The following is a 13,086-nucleotide window of genomic DNA, read 5'->3' as shown; positions in this document are numbered from 1 at the left end:
ACAACGTTACTTGACCAAATACCCTCTGTATGGGTTTGTTGTATATTTGTAAAACATCAACTACTTATTTGTGGCAAAAAAGAAGAAAAAAAAAGGAAAACTCAAACGTAAACTAACTGACAAGTACAGACTAGTGGTTTTGAATGAAAATACGTTTGAAGAACGTTTTTCTTTAAAATTATCTAGACTTAATGTTTTTGTTCTTGGTGGTGTATTTTCTATTTTATTAATAGCCGTGACCACAGTTTTAATAGCCTTTACGCCAATTAAAGAATACATACCAGGCTATTCCTCTACAAACTTGAAAATAAAAGCAGCTAAATTAAATTTTGAAGCAGATTCTTTAAAAACAAAATTAGCTGTTTTAGAAAATTACACAAAAGCTTTACGCCCAGTACTAACTGGAGAAATTGCTCCTGAGAGCATAGATTCTATTCAGGTAGAAGCAAGACAACGTCTTGTGGATGAACGTAAATTAAACGCTACTAAAGAAGATTCTCTTTTTAGAGAAAAAGTAGAGCGTAAAACCCGTTTTGCTTTGACAAATAGCACCCAAAATAGAGTAAATGTTATCTTTTTTGCACCTTTATCAGGTAATATCTCTCAAAATTTTGATAGTAGCGCTAATCACTTTGCTGTAGATATTGTTGCAAAAGCTGGCACTCCAGTAAAAGCAACTGCAGACGGAACAGTAATTTTTTCTGGTTGGACTACAGAAACAGGGTATGTTATCCTTTTAAAACATGCAAACAATTATATATCTGTTTACAAACACAATGGAAATTTGTTAAAAGAACAAGGAGATTTTGTAAAATCTGGTGAAGTTATAGCCACAGTTGGCTCTACAGGAGAACTTACAACAGGACCTCACCTGCATTTTGAACTTTGGAGTGGTGGTTATGCCGTCAATCCAACCAATTTTATCGACTTTAAATAACTATGAGCATCAAATCTATTCTTGCTATTCCGTTTGCTAAAATAGCTACAAAAAAAGTATACAAGTGGACAAATAAACCCCATGAAACTCAAGAAAAAGTGTTTAAACACTTAATTTCTGCTGCTAAAAATACCGCTTTTGGTAAAGATCATAATTTTGAGACTATACAGAATTACGATGATTTTAAAAAACAAGTAAAAGTTCAAGATTATGAAGGTTTAAGAAAATATGTAGATCGAATTATTGCTGGCGAATCTGACGTACTCTGGAAAGGTAAACCTCTGTATTTTGCAAAAACCTCTGGCACTACTTCTGGAGCAAAATACATTCCTATAACCAAAGAGTCTATGCCAACTCACATCAAAGCAGCTAGAAACGCTTTGCTATTTTATATTGTAGCAAAAAATAATGCCAGTTTTGTAGATGGTAAGATGATTTTTTTACAAGGCAGCCCTATTTTAAGCGATAAAAAAGGAGTAAAATTAGGCCGCCTAAGCGGAATCGTAGCACACTATGTGCCAAAATATTTGCAAAAAAATAGATTACCAAGCTGGGAAACCAACTGTATAGAAGATTGGGACACTAAAGTAAATGCTGTTGTTGAAGAAACCATACATGAAGACATGACAGTTATTAGTGGCATACCTTCTTGGGTACAGATGTATTTTGAAAAATTAATTGAAAAAACAGGTAAAAAGGTAGCAGAACTCTTTCCTAATTTTAACTTCTTCATTTACGGTGGTGTTAATTTTGAACCTTATAAAAACAAGTTTGAGACTTTAATTGGTAAAAAAATAGACTATATAGAATTGTATCCTGCCTCAGAAGGTTTTATTGCATATCAAGATTCTCAAACAGAAAAAGGCATGTTATTGCAATTAGATTCTGGTATATTTTATGAATTTATTCCGGCTTCAGAATTTTTTGATGAAAACCCTACTAGAATTTCTCTAAAAGATGTAAAAATTGGAGTTAACTATGTTATCATTTTAAATACGACTGCTGGTTTATGGGGATATAATATTGGAGATACAGTAGAGTTTACAGCAACAAAACCCTATAGAATAAAAGTTACAGGCCGTATAAAACATTTTATTTCTGCCTTTGGCGAACATGTAATTGGTAAAGAAGTTGAAAAAGCTTTAAATGATGCCATAAAAGGAACAGATATTAATATTAGTGAGTTTACTGTGGCACCTCAAGTAAACCCTGAAAGTGGTTTACCCTATCATGAATGGTTTATAGAGTTTGAAAATGAGCCAGAAGATATAAATGATTTTGCCCAAAAAGTTGATGCTTCTATGAGAGCACAAAATATTTATTATTTTGATTTGATTGAGGGTAAAATTTTACGAACACTTGTAATTAGAAAAGTTAAAAAAGGCGGATTTCATGAATATATGAAATCTATTGGTAAATTTGGCGGACAAAATAAGATTCCGCAACTATCTGATAACAGAAAAATTGCTGATGTATTAACAAATTTTTTAATTGAAGAGTAATAAAAGATAAAACAATGGGAGGAGATTTTTTATTTATTGGATTAGCAATAGCTTTAGTTATTGTTTATTTTTATAACAAATACAGAAACAGACGTTAATGAGTACAATTAGAATTACAAAACAATTCAGTTTTGAAACAGGACACGCATTATATGGCTATGACGGAAAATGCAAAAACGTTCATGGGCATTCTTATAAACTTTCTGTAACCGTTTCTGGAAAACCAATAAAAGACAATACCAATGTAAAATTTGGAATGGTGATTGATTTTGGAGACCTTAAAAAAATTGTAAATGAAGAAGTTGTAGATCTTTTTGACCACGCAACTGTGTTTAATAAAAACACACCACATGTAGATTTGGCTAAAGAATTACAAGTTAGAGGGCATCATGTTTTGTTGGTAGATTACCAACCAACAAGTGAAATGATGGTGATTGATTTTGCTAAAAAAATTAAAAAAAGATTGCCTAAAAATATCAAACTACATGCTATAAAACTACAAGAAACAGATACTAGTTTTGCAGAATGGTTTGCTAGTGATAATTAAACTTTATAAAAAATATTAAAAATGAAAACTGTCAAATTTATAATGGTTTTATTGGTTGCCTTTAGCTTGTTTAACTGTAATAGTAATAATGAAGAAAGACCTATTTTTGTATTATCTAAATCTAATTTGGTTGGTATACATGAAATAGAAAGCTTTATTTTAGATACAAAGACAACCACAGAAGTTTCTGGATTTCCTGTTGTAATTAATTCTAATAGCGTTGGAAACCTTTTTCAAGTAGAGCTTATTTTTAATGCTGATGATACTTATTCTCTAAAAGGAGAATATGCGGTTACCACAACAATTACCTCTGCTGGCAGCCAACCTGTAGTTAATGAAGAAATTCTTATTGTAAACGAATCTGGAACATTTTCTGTGAACAACACAGAAAATACAATTTCATTTATAAGTCCAGAAGCAGAGTTTTTAACAGGTACACTAACCGTTTCTGGTCTTAGTGAAGAAAAATTATCTTTATTACAAACAGTAGAAGAAACTATTTCTTTAAGAAATACGTTAATTGAGGCTGACTTAAAAATAAGTTTTCTTAGAAAAGAGTAGTTTTACTTGCCATTAAAAGTATTCATAGTGTTTGCCAAACCAGCTGTACCAAAAGAAGTTACTACTTTTACAGCAGTTGGTAAGCGCTCTATAAATTTACTTTCTTCTTCTTTATTCCATTCTCCTAGCACGTAGTCTACTTGACGTCCTTTAGAATAATTGCTACCTACTCCAAAACGAAAACGTGGGTATTTGTTGGTTCCTAATTTTTCTTGAATATCTTTAAGTCCGTTATGGCCACCATCACTTCCTTTTCCTTTAACTCTTATTGTACCAAAATCTATATTTAAATCATCTGTGATAACTAATGTGTTTTCTATAGCAATTTTCTCTTTCTGCATCCAAAACTTTACTGCTTTTCCGCTTAAATTCATAAAAGTACTTGGTTTTAATAACATAAAAGTTCTGCCTTTGTACCTATAGCTAGCAACATCACCTAACTTATCTGTTTCAAAAGAAGTGTCATAAGTAGCTGCAACTTCGTCAAGAATTTTAAACCCTATATTATGACGTGTATTTTCGTATTTTTCACCAATATTTCCTAACCCTACAATTAAAAATTTCTTCATCAATTCTTCTTTGTTTGTCTTTTTTATACAAAGCAATTTATAAAAAAAACGTTTTAATTTCATGTTGTAAAAGTACTATCTTATTCTCAAAAAATAAGCGTAAAAAAAAGCGTTACTAAATTTGTAACGCTTTTTTAATATAATTTGTTTGCAACATTTATTCTGCTGCTGCCTCTTCTTCTTCATCCGAAGTTTTAACTGCATTACGAGATGTTCTTACTTGAACAACAACAGTGTTATCTGGATGCATAAAAGTATAATCATCATTAAATAAAGAAGTGATGAATAATTTATTACCGATTTTTAATTTTGAAATATCTGCTTCAATAAAATCTGGCAAGTTAGCAGGTAACGCTTTTACCTTTAATTTACGGTTTGTAAAACGTAAAGCACCACCATTTAAAACTCCAGGAGAGGTTCCAACTAGGTTTACAGGAATATTCATTGTAACTTCTTTATCATCAAATAACTGATAAAAATCTACGTGTAAGATTTTGTCTGTTACTGGGTGAAATTGAATGTCTTGTAAAATTGCTGGTATTTTTTGCCCATCAACTTCAATACTTGCCGTATATACGTTTGGAGTGTATACCAAGTTTTTAAACGCTTTTTCTTCTGCTGAAAAGTGTATTGGTGTTTTTCCTCCGTATATAACGCAAGGAACCAATCCAGCATTACGTAAGGCTTTGGTAGCTACCTTGCCCACGCTTTCTCTTTTTGATCCTTTAATTGTAATTGATTTCATTACTTTTTATTAAAAATTTACATTAAAAATTGTCCACTAATTGAGTTGTTATCTTGTACTTTATGCATAACAGCTGCAAATAATGGCGCGCAAGATACTACTTTTATTTTAGATGTATCCTTTTTTAGCGGAATTGTATCAGAAACAATTAATTCTGTTAATGCAGAAGCTTCTATTTTTTCATAGGCATCTCCAGAAAGTATAGGGTGTGTACAAATTGCGCGAACACTTTTTGCTCCTCTTTCTTTCATTAAATTTGCCGCATGTGTTAAAGTACCACCTGTATCAATCATATCGTCTACAAGAATTACGTCTTTACCTTCTACTTCACCAATTACCTCCATATGCCCAATCACATTGGCTTTTTTACGTTGTTTATAACAGATAACTACATCTGAATGTAAATGTTTTGAATATGCGTAGGCTCTTTTTGAACCTCCCATGTCTGGTGAAGCTATAGTTAAATTTTGTAATTCTAAACTTTTTATATAGGGCATAAATATTGTTGAAGCAAATAAATGGTCTACAGGTCTTTCAAAAAAGCCTTGAATTTGATCTGCATGCAAATCCATAGTCATAATTCTTGTAGCTCCTGCAGCTTCTAATAATTTTGCTACCAATTTTGCACCAATAGCAACTCTTGGTTGATCTTTTCTATCTTGTCTTGCCCATCCAAAATATGGCATTACTGCTGTAATATGTCTTGCAGATGCTCTTTTGGCTGCATCTAAAATTAGCAACATTTCCATTAAATTGTCTGCATTTGGAAAGGTAGAGCCGATAATAAAAACTCTTCTTCCACGAACAGATTCTTCAAAAGCAGGTTGAAATTCACCATCACTAAAGTAAGTTATCTTAATATTTCCTAACTCTGTACTGTATTCTTTTGCAATTCTTTCTGCCAAAACTCTACTTTGCCTACAGGCAAAAAGTTTTGGTGCTAATTGATTATTAAGCATTTAGTTATATTTTGTAGTGTTGTTGTTGTTGCACAAAAGTAGAAATTATTTACTGAGTTTGAAATTAATTTTATGCTCAATAAAATAAAATATTTTAATACATTTGCAATCCAAAATATATTTTGCTCAAGTGGCGGAATTGGTAGACGCGCTGGATTCAAAATCCAGTTCTTTCGGGAGTGTGGGTTCGATTCCCACCTTGAGTACTAAAAACCCTTTAAAAACGTTGTTTTTAAAGGGTTTTTTAATTTTTGGGTGGCGAATTGGGTGACAATACTGTCCTTAATTACTATAATACGCTTATAACTTCCCACCAACACCTTTAAACTTCTCTACAAAAGAAGCTATCTTTTGAAAGACACATTGTTTTTTAGTTAAGTACTTAGGATTTAATGGACTCATTTTGGGTAATATAGAATTTAGTTCAGTTCCATTTTCACTAGCATATTCCCGTTTTAAAGATGCAATTATATAGCGTTTCGCTGCTTCCTCATTTAGTTCTTCATCTTCAATTAATTCTGAAGCTTCTTTTTTCTGTTTTTCTTGTGCATACCCAAAAAAAGCATCTATAATAGTAGCTTTTTCCTTTATGTTATCTATATCTGTTTCATTGATAAAATCTACTACTAAACTTTCTTTTGCCCTATTCCCTATACTGGCACGTATTACACGTCTTATTTCCTCTATTAAATCTTCTTTACTCTTAGTTTTCTTATTACTATCAAATATTAATTCTAAAATATAGTCTAAATTTATTTCTTGAGATTTTAATAAATCTACTTCAAATACTACATCATCCCAATCAATATCTGAATCTTCTGCTTCATTTCCTTGTTTCTCTCTTCTTAACCAATCACGAATATCATTATACGTAGAGCGATAATCTTGTATTATTCTTTCTGCAGGTACTTCAATAGCTTGCATACTTACAATATCTTCATCTGTTAAGAAGTTTTCTTCTTTAAATGCTTCTATAGCTTCTCCATCTGTATAGTCAATACTTTGCAATTCTTTAAGATGATTAAACTCATCATAATTTTGCAATATATTTTCTACGCATAAATATTCACCGAAGAGTTTAGAGAATTCTTTTTTATCCTTTTCTGTTTCTATTTCATCTGGATTAGGGAATTTTTCTTTTAATTCTGCTACCACTTCAATGTATCCTCTTCGTGCGTTACCTGTTGCTATATCCGTAAAACCTTCTAAATATTCTTTATAGCTTTTTTCTAATACTACATTTTTAGTACTGCTATCTCCAAAAAGTGTTATTGCATCTATTGTTGCTTGTTCTAAATCTCTAAACGTAACAATATTACCAAAGGTTTTAGTAGCATCGTAAATACGATTTGTACGTGAAAAGGCTTGCATTAATCCGTGATAACGTAAATTTTTATCTACAAACAACGTATTTAAGGTAGGTGCATCAAAACCTGTTAAGAACATACCTACTACAATTAATAAATCTACCTCTTTGTTTTTTACACGTTTGGCAAGATCTTTATAATAGTCTTTAAATCCTTTACTATCAATACTATAGTTCATTTTAAAAGCAGTATTATAATCATCAATAGCCTTGGATAAAAACTCTTTAGCACTACTATTCATTGCTGTTGGCTCAAAGGTTTCGTCCTGTATTTCTCCAATTGCCCCTTGTTCTTCATTTGCTGCAAAAGAAAAAATAGTTGCTATTTTTAAAGGCTTATCGCTATCTTTTTGTAGCTTGTTTAGCTCTTCATAATAACATTTAGCTGCATCTACACTACTTACTGCAAACATTGCATTAAAACCACTATTACTCCATTTTGTACGGTGTGTTTTTTGTCTAAAATGTTGTAATACATATTGCGAAATCTCTTTAATACGCAAAGGATGAAGCAACGCTTTTTTATTTTCTGCTGATGATAACTTCTTTAAATCTTGTTCTGTTTCAAACCCCTTAAATGTTGGGCGCACATCATTATAATCTACTTTAAACTTTAATACTTTTTCATCTCTAATAGCATCTGTAATTACATAAGAATGTAATTCTGTGCCAAATACGCTTTGTGTAGTTTCTGAACCTAAAGCATTTTCAGGAAAAATAGGTGTTCCTGTAAAACCAAATTGATAGTATTTTTTAAAATTCTTTTTTAAATTCTTTTGTGCTTCACCAAATTGCGAACGGTGTGCTTCATCAAAAATAAAGACCACTTGCTTTTGATAAATTGCTAAATCATTTTCACCTTTCATTAAGTTATTTAATTTCTGAATGGTGGTAACAATAATTTTATTATCGGTTTTATCTATGTTTCTTTTTAAACCCGCAGTACTGTCTGAACCATTTACGCTATCAGGTGAAAAGCGTTGGTATTCTTTCATTGTTTGAAAATCCAAATCTTTACGATCTACCACAAAAAAAACTTTATCTATAAAATCTAGTTTTGTGGCTAAACGTGCTGCTTTAAAACTGGTTAATGTTTTACCAGAACCTGTAGTATGCCATATAAAACCACCACTTTCTGTGGTAGCCCATTTTTTAGCATTGTAAGAGCTTTTTATTTTCCATAAAATACGTTCTGAAGCTGCAATTTGATACGGACGCATTACTAATAATACATCACTTACATCAAAAACGGAATAGGTTAGTAATACGTTTAAAAGTGTATGCTTTTGAAAAAATGTAACTGTAAAGTCTTTTAAATCTTTAATTGACTTATTTTTAACAGTTGCCCAATTCATTGTAAAATCGAAACTATTCTTATTCCGCTCTACTGTATTGGCAAAATAACGACTGTCTGTACCATTAGATATAATAAATATTTGTAAATATTTAAACAAAGAGTTTTTTGTATTAAAACTCTCTTTTGTATAGCGATGTACTTGATTAAAAGCCTCACGAATAGCAACACCACGCTTTTTTAATTCTATTTGTACTAATGGTAAACCGTTTACTAAAATGGTAACATCGTAACGATTGGCATTTGTACCTGTTTGCTCGAATTGAGATATAACTTGTACTTTATTACGTACAATATTATTTTTATCTACTAAATAAATGTTTTGGATATGACCATCATCAAAAACAAAATCATAGATATAATTATTGTGTAACTTTCTTGTTTTATCTACTAAATTATCGTTTGGTTTGTCTAAATACTCTTCTACAAAACGCACCCATTCTTTATCTGTAAATTGCATATCGTTAAGATTTTGCAATTGCACGCGCACATTAGCTAACATTGCTACTGGTGTGGTTAAGCTTTTTACATACTCATAGCCTTGATTAGTTAAATCTTTTACGAGTTCTTTCTCTAAATCTGCTTCGGTTTGGTAGCTTGCAGGTGCTTCATTTAATTCTGAAAACTTTTTGTATTTATCTAAAACAATAAAATTGTTAGATTCTGCTATAGTATTATAATTTGCCATTTTTTAACTATTTAATTCAAAACGATAGGTTTCTTTAATTGTATTTACAAGAAAGCCTAATACTCTTTTGTCGCTCTCTTGCATTACAGAGACTTCTTCTCCATGATGATAGGAATGACTAGAAAGATTAATAATACGTCTGTAATAAGCATCTCTTGCACCTTCTGTCTCTTCAGGTAAAAGTTCCTGCCATTTTGCGTATCCTAAAAAAGTTGATGTTTTTTCTAATATATTTCTTAGAAAGTTAAAATGATATTTTTGAATTTCGCCTGATTCTATTACTCTATCTAACTCATTTAAAAGATACAAATGATAAGAAAAAGGAGAATCATCTGGTTGAGAAAGCAACGAAAAAGTACCATCTTCAAATTTTTCTAAACGTTTTTTATCTGCTTTGTTAAACTCATTATATAGCACATTATAAAATAAAGGATTATGTGTAGTAATAACAAATTTTAAACTTGATTCACTAGATCTTATTAAAGCAGCTATATTAACAGCCAATTCAATTAAATGAGTGTCATCTAATGAACTAACTGGGTCATCGATAAATACATACTCTAAATGATTAAATTGTTCCGTATCACGTTCATTTTCTTCCGAAATATTCAAGGTACTTATAGCTTGCTCTAACAAACTATAGAAAATACTCCAAATAAAACAACTTTCTTCTCCCTTAGATATTTTTACATATTCTGAAGCGGAATCATCACCACGCTCAAAAGAAAAACGAACCTCAGAAAATTCTACATTAAAATTAGGCGTTAACTTATCGTTTGTATAACGCTGGAAATGAGCTGTTATATTTGGTTCTTGACCTTGATCTTGAAGTACCCATTTTGTATATCCATTAGACTGAATTACTAATTTTCTATCTAAATCGTTATCCAAATCATTATTCCAATAAAACAAATCTTCGGTAAAAGCATTGTAATAAAGCACTTTTGATTGGTAGTCTGCTTCTGTTTCAACATCTTTGGGAGATATTAAATCTTTTAACTCACGTGACAAACGTGTTTTACCCGTACCGTTAAAAGCGTAGATTAACTGTACTTTTTTATTGGCATCCCTTAACTCTTCTGCAATTTTATTTAAAGTCTTACTCATATTATACTTCTACGGTATCTTTAGAAAATGTTAATAGTTTTTCTCTGTAATACTCGTATTGTTTTTTACGCAGTTCTATTTCTTTTGGCAAACCTTCACTTATCGAAGTAGTTAATGCATCAAATTTATCAAGGATGTTTACGATACGCTCCTTATCTTCAAATGAAGGATTGGGGATTTTTATACTATTTAGATTTCTCTTATTCAATTTTGGTTGTGCTGCTCCTGATATATATGGCGTTAAATCAATACTGCTTAAGTAGTATTCTACAAATCTTCTTTCTACATATGTTTCGAATTTAAGAATGTGAGCGTGATTATTAACCCAACTTTTTCCACTTATACTGAAAGCTATAGGTGTTTTTCTTGCCAATAAATTTGCCCCATCTTCTGAAATCAATAAATAATCTCCGTCAAAAATGTAATTTTTAACATAGTCAACTATACCTGATGCACCATAATAAGGTATGTCTCCTGACTCTCTCAATCCACTCGCAATTGGTCTCCTCTTCGAATCAAGATTTTCTGCTAATTTTTCTAAACTATCAAAACCAATTTTTTCATCAAAAGTTAGTAATTGCTCACGATAATACTTGTATTGTTTTTTACGTGCAGTAAGTTCTGTAGTAAGTTCTGTAGTAAGTTCTGTAGTAAGTTCTGTAAAGGTATCTAAAATACGGACAATTTCTTTTTGGATTTTGAGAGGTGGAATTGGGATTTGTAGTTTTTTAAACCTTTTTTTAGACACATTAAAACGTGTAACACCACTTGCTGTTTTAGATATTTCTTTACGCATAAAATGACTTCTAAATAAATATTTAGAAAATTCTGGCAATATTTCTATATCTGAATTAAACCTTAGCCCAAATGAAAAACTATTTAAAAACAATTTAATATTCGAATTATTAGTAACAGCGGAAGACATTCCTGCCTCTGTAGCTACTTCTGATGAACCAGTAAATAGTACATCTCCATACTTTACTTCATATTGATTTTCGTCAGATTCGACTTTTACGCCATCAAGATTATTAAAATCAACTTCAATGTTGTAAAATATATTTTTATACGAAACATATTTTGCATTACCATCTGTAAAATCTCCTTTGCTTTTACCTTTTAAACCTCCATAAATTTCAGATATATCTCCTAAAATTTTCCATTTCACAGCAACACCTTCCAATAATTTTTCTAACTCGCTCATCCTTCAATCTCCTTTACAATACTATCAATATTAGCACGTAGTTTATCTATTTTTTTTATTGTAATAGCTACTTCTTTATTTAGCACTTCAATATTTATTTTTTCTCTGGTGTCTTTAGGTTCTACATAACTGTTTACAGAAAGGTTATAATCATTTGTAGCTATTTTGGTATTGTCAATAGTAGTAGCTACATACTCTACTTCTTCTTTGTTATCAAATATCTCCATAACTTTCGCTATGTGAGTATCTGTCATCTCATTGTTATTGGTTACCTTTTTAAAGAACTCTTCACCTGTAGCATCTATGAATTGTGTTTTGGTGTCTGTTTTATTTTTTGATAATACTAAAAGTGTAACCGCTATAGTAGTACCGTAAAATAAATTAGGAGCTAAATCAATAATGGTTTCGATATAGTTATTATCTACTAAAAATTTTCTTATTTTTTGCTCTGCACCACCACGATAAAAAACACCAGGAAAACACACTAACGCTGCTCTACCTTTAGGAGATAAGTAACTTAACGAATGTAACACAAAAGCAAAATCTGCTTTAGATTTTGGTGCTAATACACCTGCAGGTGCGAAACGATCGTCATTAATTAATGTTGGGTCATCACTACCTTTCCATTTAATAGAATATGGCGGATTAGATACTATGGCATCAAACGGTTTATCATCACCTAATTGAGGATTCATTAATGTATTACCCAGCACTATATGAAACTTATCGTAGTTTATGTTATGTAAAAACATGTTCATACGAGCCAAGTTATAGGTAGTATGGTTTATTTCTTGCCCGTAAAAACCTTCTTCTATAATATGATTATCGAAGTGTTTTTTAGCTTGTAAAAGTAAAGACCCAGAACCTGCAGCAGGATCATAAATTTTATTGATTTTTTCCTGCTTATGCATTGCCAATTGGGCAATTAATTGCGATACGTTTGTTGGTGTGAAAAATTCACCACCAGACTTACCAGCATTAGCTGCGTATTTATGAATAAGAAATTCATAGGCATCACCAAAGAAGTCAATATTACTATCTTTAAAATCTCCTTCAAGTTTTAAGCCTTCTACTCCTTTTAAAACATCTCTTAACCTGTAGTTTTTATTTTCAACAGTATTACCTAGTCGGTTACTGGTAGTATCAAAATCTGCGAATAATCCTTTTATGTCTTCTTCTGATGGATAGCCATTTGCAGAACTTTCAATAGCTGTGAAAATTGCTGCTAAATCTGTATTTAGGTTTTCATTATCGTTAGCATTTTCTACTACATTTACAAACAACTGACTTGGGTAGATAAAGTAGCCTTTTGTTTTGATAGCATCTTCTTTTATTTCAGGTGTGATTATATCGTCTGATAGTTTTGCATAATTGATACTATCATCACCACCTTCAATGTATTCTGTGAAATTCTCACTTATGAAGCGATAGAATAATGCTCCTAAAACGAAGTGTTTAAAATCCCATCCATCTACAGAACCACGTACATCATTAGCTATTTTCCAAATTTGATTTTGTAATTCGGCTCTTTGGTTGTTGCTTGTCATTCT

11 protein-coding genes and 1 tRNA gene are annotated in these 13,086 nt (G+C 31.1%); 5 read left to right on the top strand and 7 right to left on the bottom strand.

Translation table 11 applies throughout. The annotated features are described in order from the left end of the window. Positions 1 to 70 precede the first annotated feature (70 nt). From DUT90_RS10360 to DUT90_RS10345, 4 genes are all read left to right on the top strand, one after another. Positions 71 to 937: a M23 family metallopeptidase gene (locus tag DUT90_RS10360; RefSeq protein WP_114427117.1), complete on the top strand. Its 867-nt coding sequence runs from the start codon at positions 71 to 73 to the stop codon at positions 935 to 937. A 2-nt stretch (positions 938 to 939) separates the two neighbouring features. After that, positions 940 to 2,439 carry a GH3 auxin-responsive promoter family protein gene (locus DUT90_RS10355; RefSeq protein ID WP_114427116.1) on the top strand — a complete coding sequence of 500 codons (1,500 nt, stop codon included), beginning with the start codon at positions 940 to 942 and terminating at the stop codon, positions 2,437 to 2,439. Positions 2,440 to 2,536: 97 nt separating this feature from the next. Beyond that, the gene (locus tag DUT90_RS10350; RefSeq protein WP_114427115.1) at positions 2,537 to 2,986 is read left to right on the top strand and encodes a 6-carboxytetrahydropterin synthase; all 450 of its coding nucleotides are present in this window, start codon (positions 2,537 to 2,539) and stop codon (positions 2,984 to 2,986) included. A gap of 21 nt (positions 2,987 to 3,007) precedes the next feature. Beyond that, positions 3,008 to 3,547 carry a hypothetical protein gene (locus DUT90_RS10345; RefSeq protein ID WP_114427114.1) on the top strand — a complete coding sequence of 180 codons (540 nt, stop codon included), beginning with the start codon at positions 3,008 to 3,010 and terminating at the stop codon, positions 3,545 to 3,547. 2 nt (positions 3,548 to 3,549) lie between these two features. Here the strand turns inward: DUT90_RS10345 and pth are convergent, their stop codons facing one another. From pth to DUT90_RS10330, 3 genes are all read right to left on the bottom strand, one after another. After that, complete coding sequence (gene pth, locus DUT90_RS10340) at positions 3,550 to 4,116, bottom strand: aminoacyl-tRNA hydrolase (protein ID WP_258848543.1); 567 nt, start codon at positions 4,114 to 4,116, stop codon at positions 3,550 to 3,552. A 157-nt stretch (positions 4,117 to 4,273) separates the two neighbouring features. Next, on the bottom strand, positions 4,274 to 4,861 hold the full coding sequence (locus tag DUT90_RS10335) for a 50S ribosomal protein L25/general stress protein Ctc (protein ID WP_114427112.1): 588 nt from the start codon (positions 4,859 to 4,861) through the stop codon (positions 4,274 to 4,276). 17 nt (positions 4,862 to 4,878) lie between these two features. After that, on the bottom strand, positions 4,879 to 5,820 hold the full coding sequence (locus tag DUT90_RS10330; RefSeq protein ID WP_114427111.1) for a ribose-phosphate pyrophosphokinase: 942 nt from the start codon (positions 5,818 to 5,820) through the stop codon (positions 4,879 to 4,881). 124 nt (positions 5,821 to 5,944) lie between these two features. Here DUT90_RS10330 and DUT90_RS10325 point away from each other — a divergent pair. Then, positions 5,945 to 6,026 (top strand) — tRNA-Leu (locus DUT90_RS10325). 94 nt (positions 6,027 to 6,120) lie between these two features. Here the strand turns inward: DUT90_RS10325 and DUT90_RS10320 are convergent. From DUT90_RS10320 to DUT90_RS10305, 4 genes are read right to left on the bottom strand one after another with little or no spacing between them, the layout of a single operon-like run. Continuing rightward, positions 6,121 to 9,228 carry a type I restriction endonuclease subunit R gene (locus tag DUT90_RS10320; RefSeq protein WP_114427110.1) on the bottom strand — a complete coding sequence of 1,036 codons (3,108 nt, stop codon included), beginning with the start codon at positions 9,226 to 9,228 and terminating at the stop codon, positions 6,121 to 6,123. A gap of 3 nt (positions 9,229 to 9,231) precedes the next feature. Next, positions 9,232 to 10,335, bottom strand: coding sequence for an AAA family ATPase (locus DUT90_RS10315; protein WP_114427109.1), 1,104 nt, complete (start codon positions 10,333 to 10,335; stop codon positions 9,232 to 9,234). Between the two features lies 1 nt (position 10,336). Then, complete coding sequence (locus DUT90_RS10310) at positions 10,337 to 11,536, bottom strand: restriction endonuclease subunit S (RefSeq protein WP_114427108.1); 1,200 nt, start codon at positions 11,534 to 11,536, stop codon at positions 10,337 to 10,339. Further along, a complete protein-coding gene (locus DUT90_RS10305; RefSeq protein WP_114427107.1) occupies positions 11,533 to 13,083 on the bottom strand; it encodes a type I restriction-modification system subunit M in 1,551 nt (516 codons plus the stop codon). Before DUT90_RS10305 ends, DUT90_RS10310 begins: the two co-directional genes overlap by 4 nt. Positions 13,084 to 13,086 lie beyond the last annotated feature (3 nt).

Origin of the sequence: Polaribacter sp. WD7 (assembly GCF_003335085.1) — a bacterium.
Classification (GTDB): Bacteria; Bacteroidota; Bacteroidia; order Flavobacteriales; family Flavobacteriaceae; genus Polaribacter.
Note: the sequence above shows the minus strand (reverse complement) of the source record. Positions and strands in the feature narration are given on the sequence as shown.

Excerpts from the sequence above, each read along its gene's own strand:
- DUT90_RS10355 (WP_114427116.1), top strand. The coding sequence starts at position 940 with ATGAGCATCAAATCTATTCTTGCTATTCCGTTTGCTAAAATAGCTACA.
- DUT90_RS10350 (WP_114427115.1), top strand. The coding sequence starts at position 2,537 with ATGAGTACAATTAGAATTACAAAACAATTCAGTTTTGAAACAGGACAC.
- DUT90_RS10345 (WP_114427114.1), top strand. The coding sequence starts at position 3,008 with ATGAAAACTGTCAAATTTATAATGGTTTTATTGGTTGCCTTTAGCTTG.
- pth (WP_258848543.1), bottom strand. The coding sequence starts at position 4,116 with ATGAAGAAATTTTTAATTGTAGGGTTAGGAAATATTGGTGAAAAATAC.
- DUT90_RS10335 (WP_114427112.1), bottom strand. The coding sequence starts at position 4,861 with ATGAAATCAATTACAATTAAAGGATCAAAAAGAGAAAGCGTGGGCAAG.
- DUT90_RS10330 (WP_114427111.1), bottom strand. The coding sequence starts at position 5,820 with ATGCTTAATAATCAATTAGCACCAAAACTTTTTGCCTGTAGGCAAAGT.
- DUT90_RS10320 (WP_114427110.1), bottom strand. The coding sequence starts at position 9,228 with ATGGCAAATTATAATACTATAGCAGAATCTAACAATTTTATTGTTTTA.
- DUT90_RS10315 (WP_114427109.1), bottom strand. The coding sequence starts at position 10,335 with ATGAGTAAGACTTTAAATAAAATTGCAGAAGAGTTAAGGGATGCCAAT.
- DUT90_RS10310 (WP_114427108.1), bottom strand. The coding sequence starts at position 11,536 with ATGAGCGAGTTAGAAAAATTATTGGAAGGTGTTGCTGTGAAATGGAAA.
- DUT90_RS10305 (WP_114427107.1), bottom strand. The coding sequence starts at position 13,083 with ATGACAAGCAACAACCAAAGAGCCGAATTACAAAATCAAATTTGGAAA.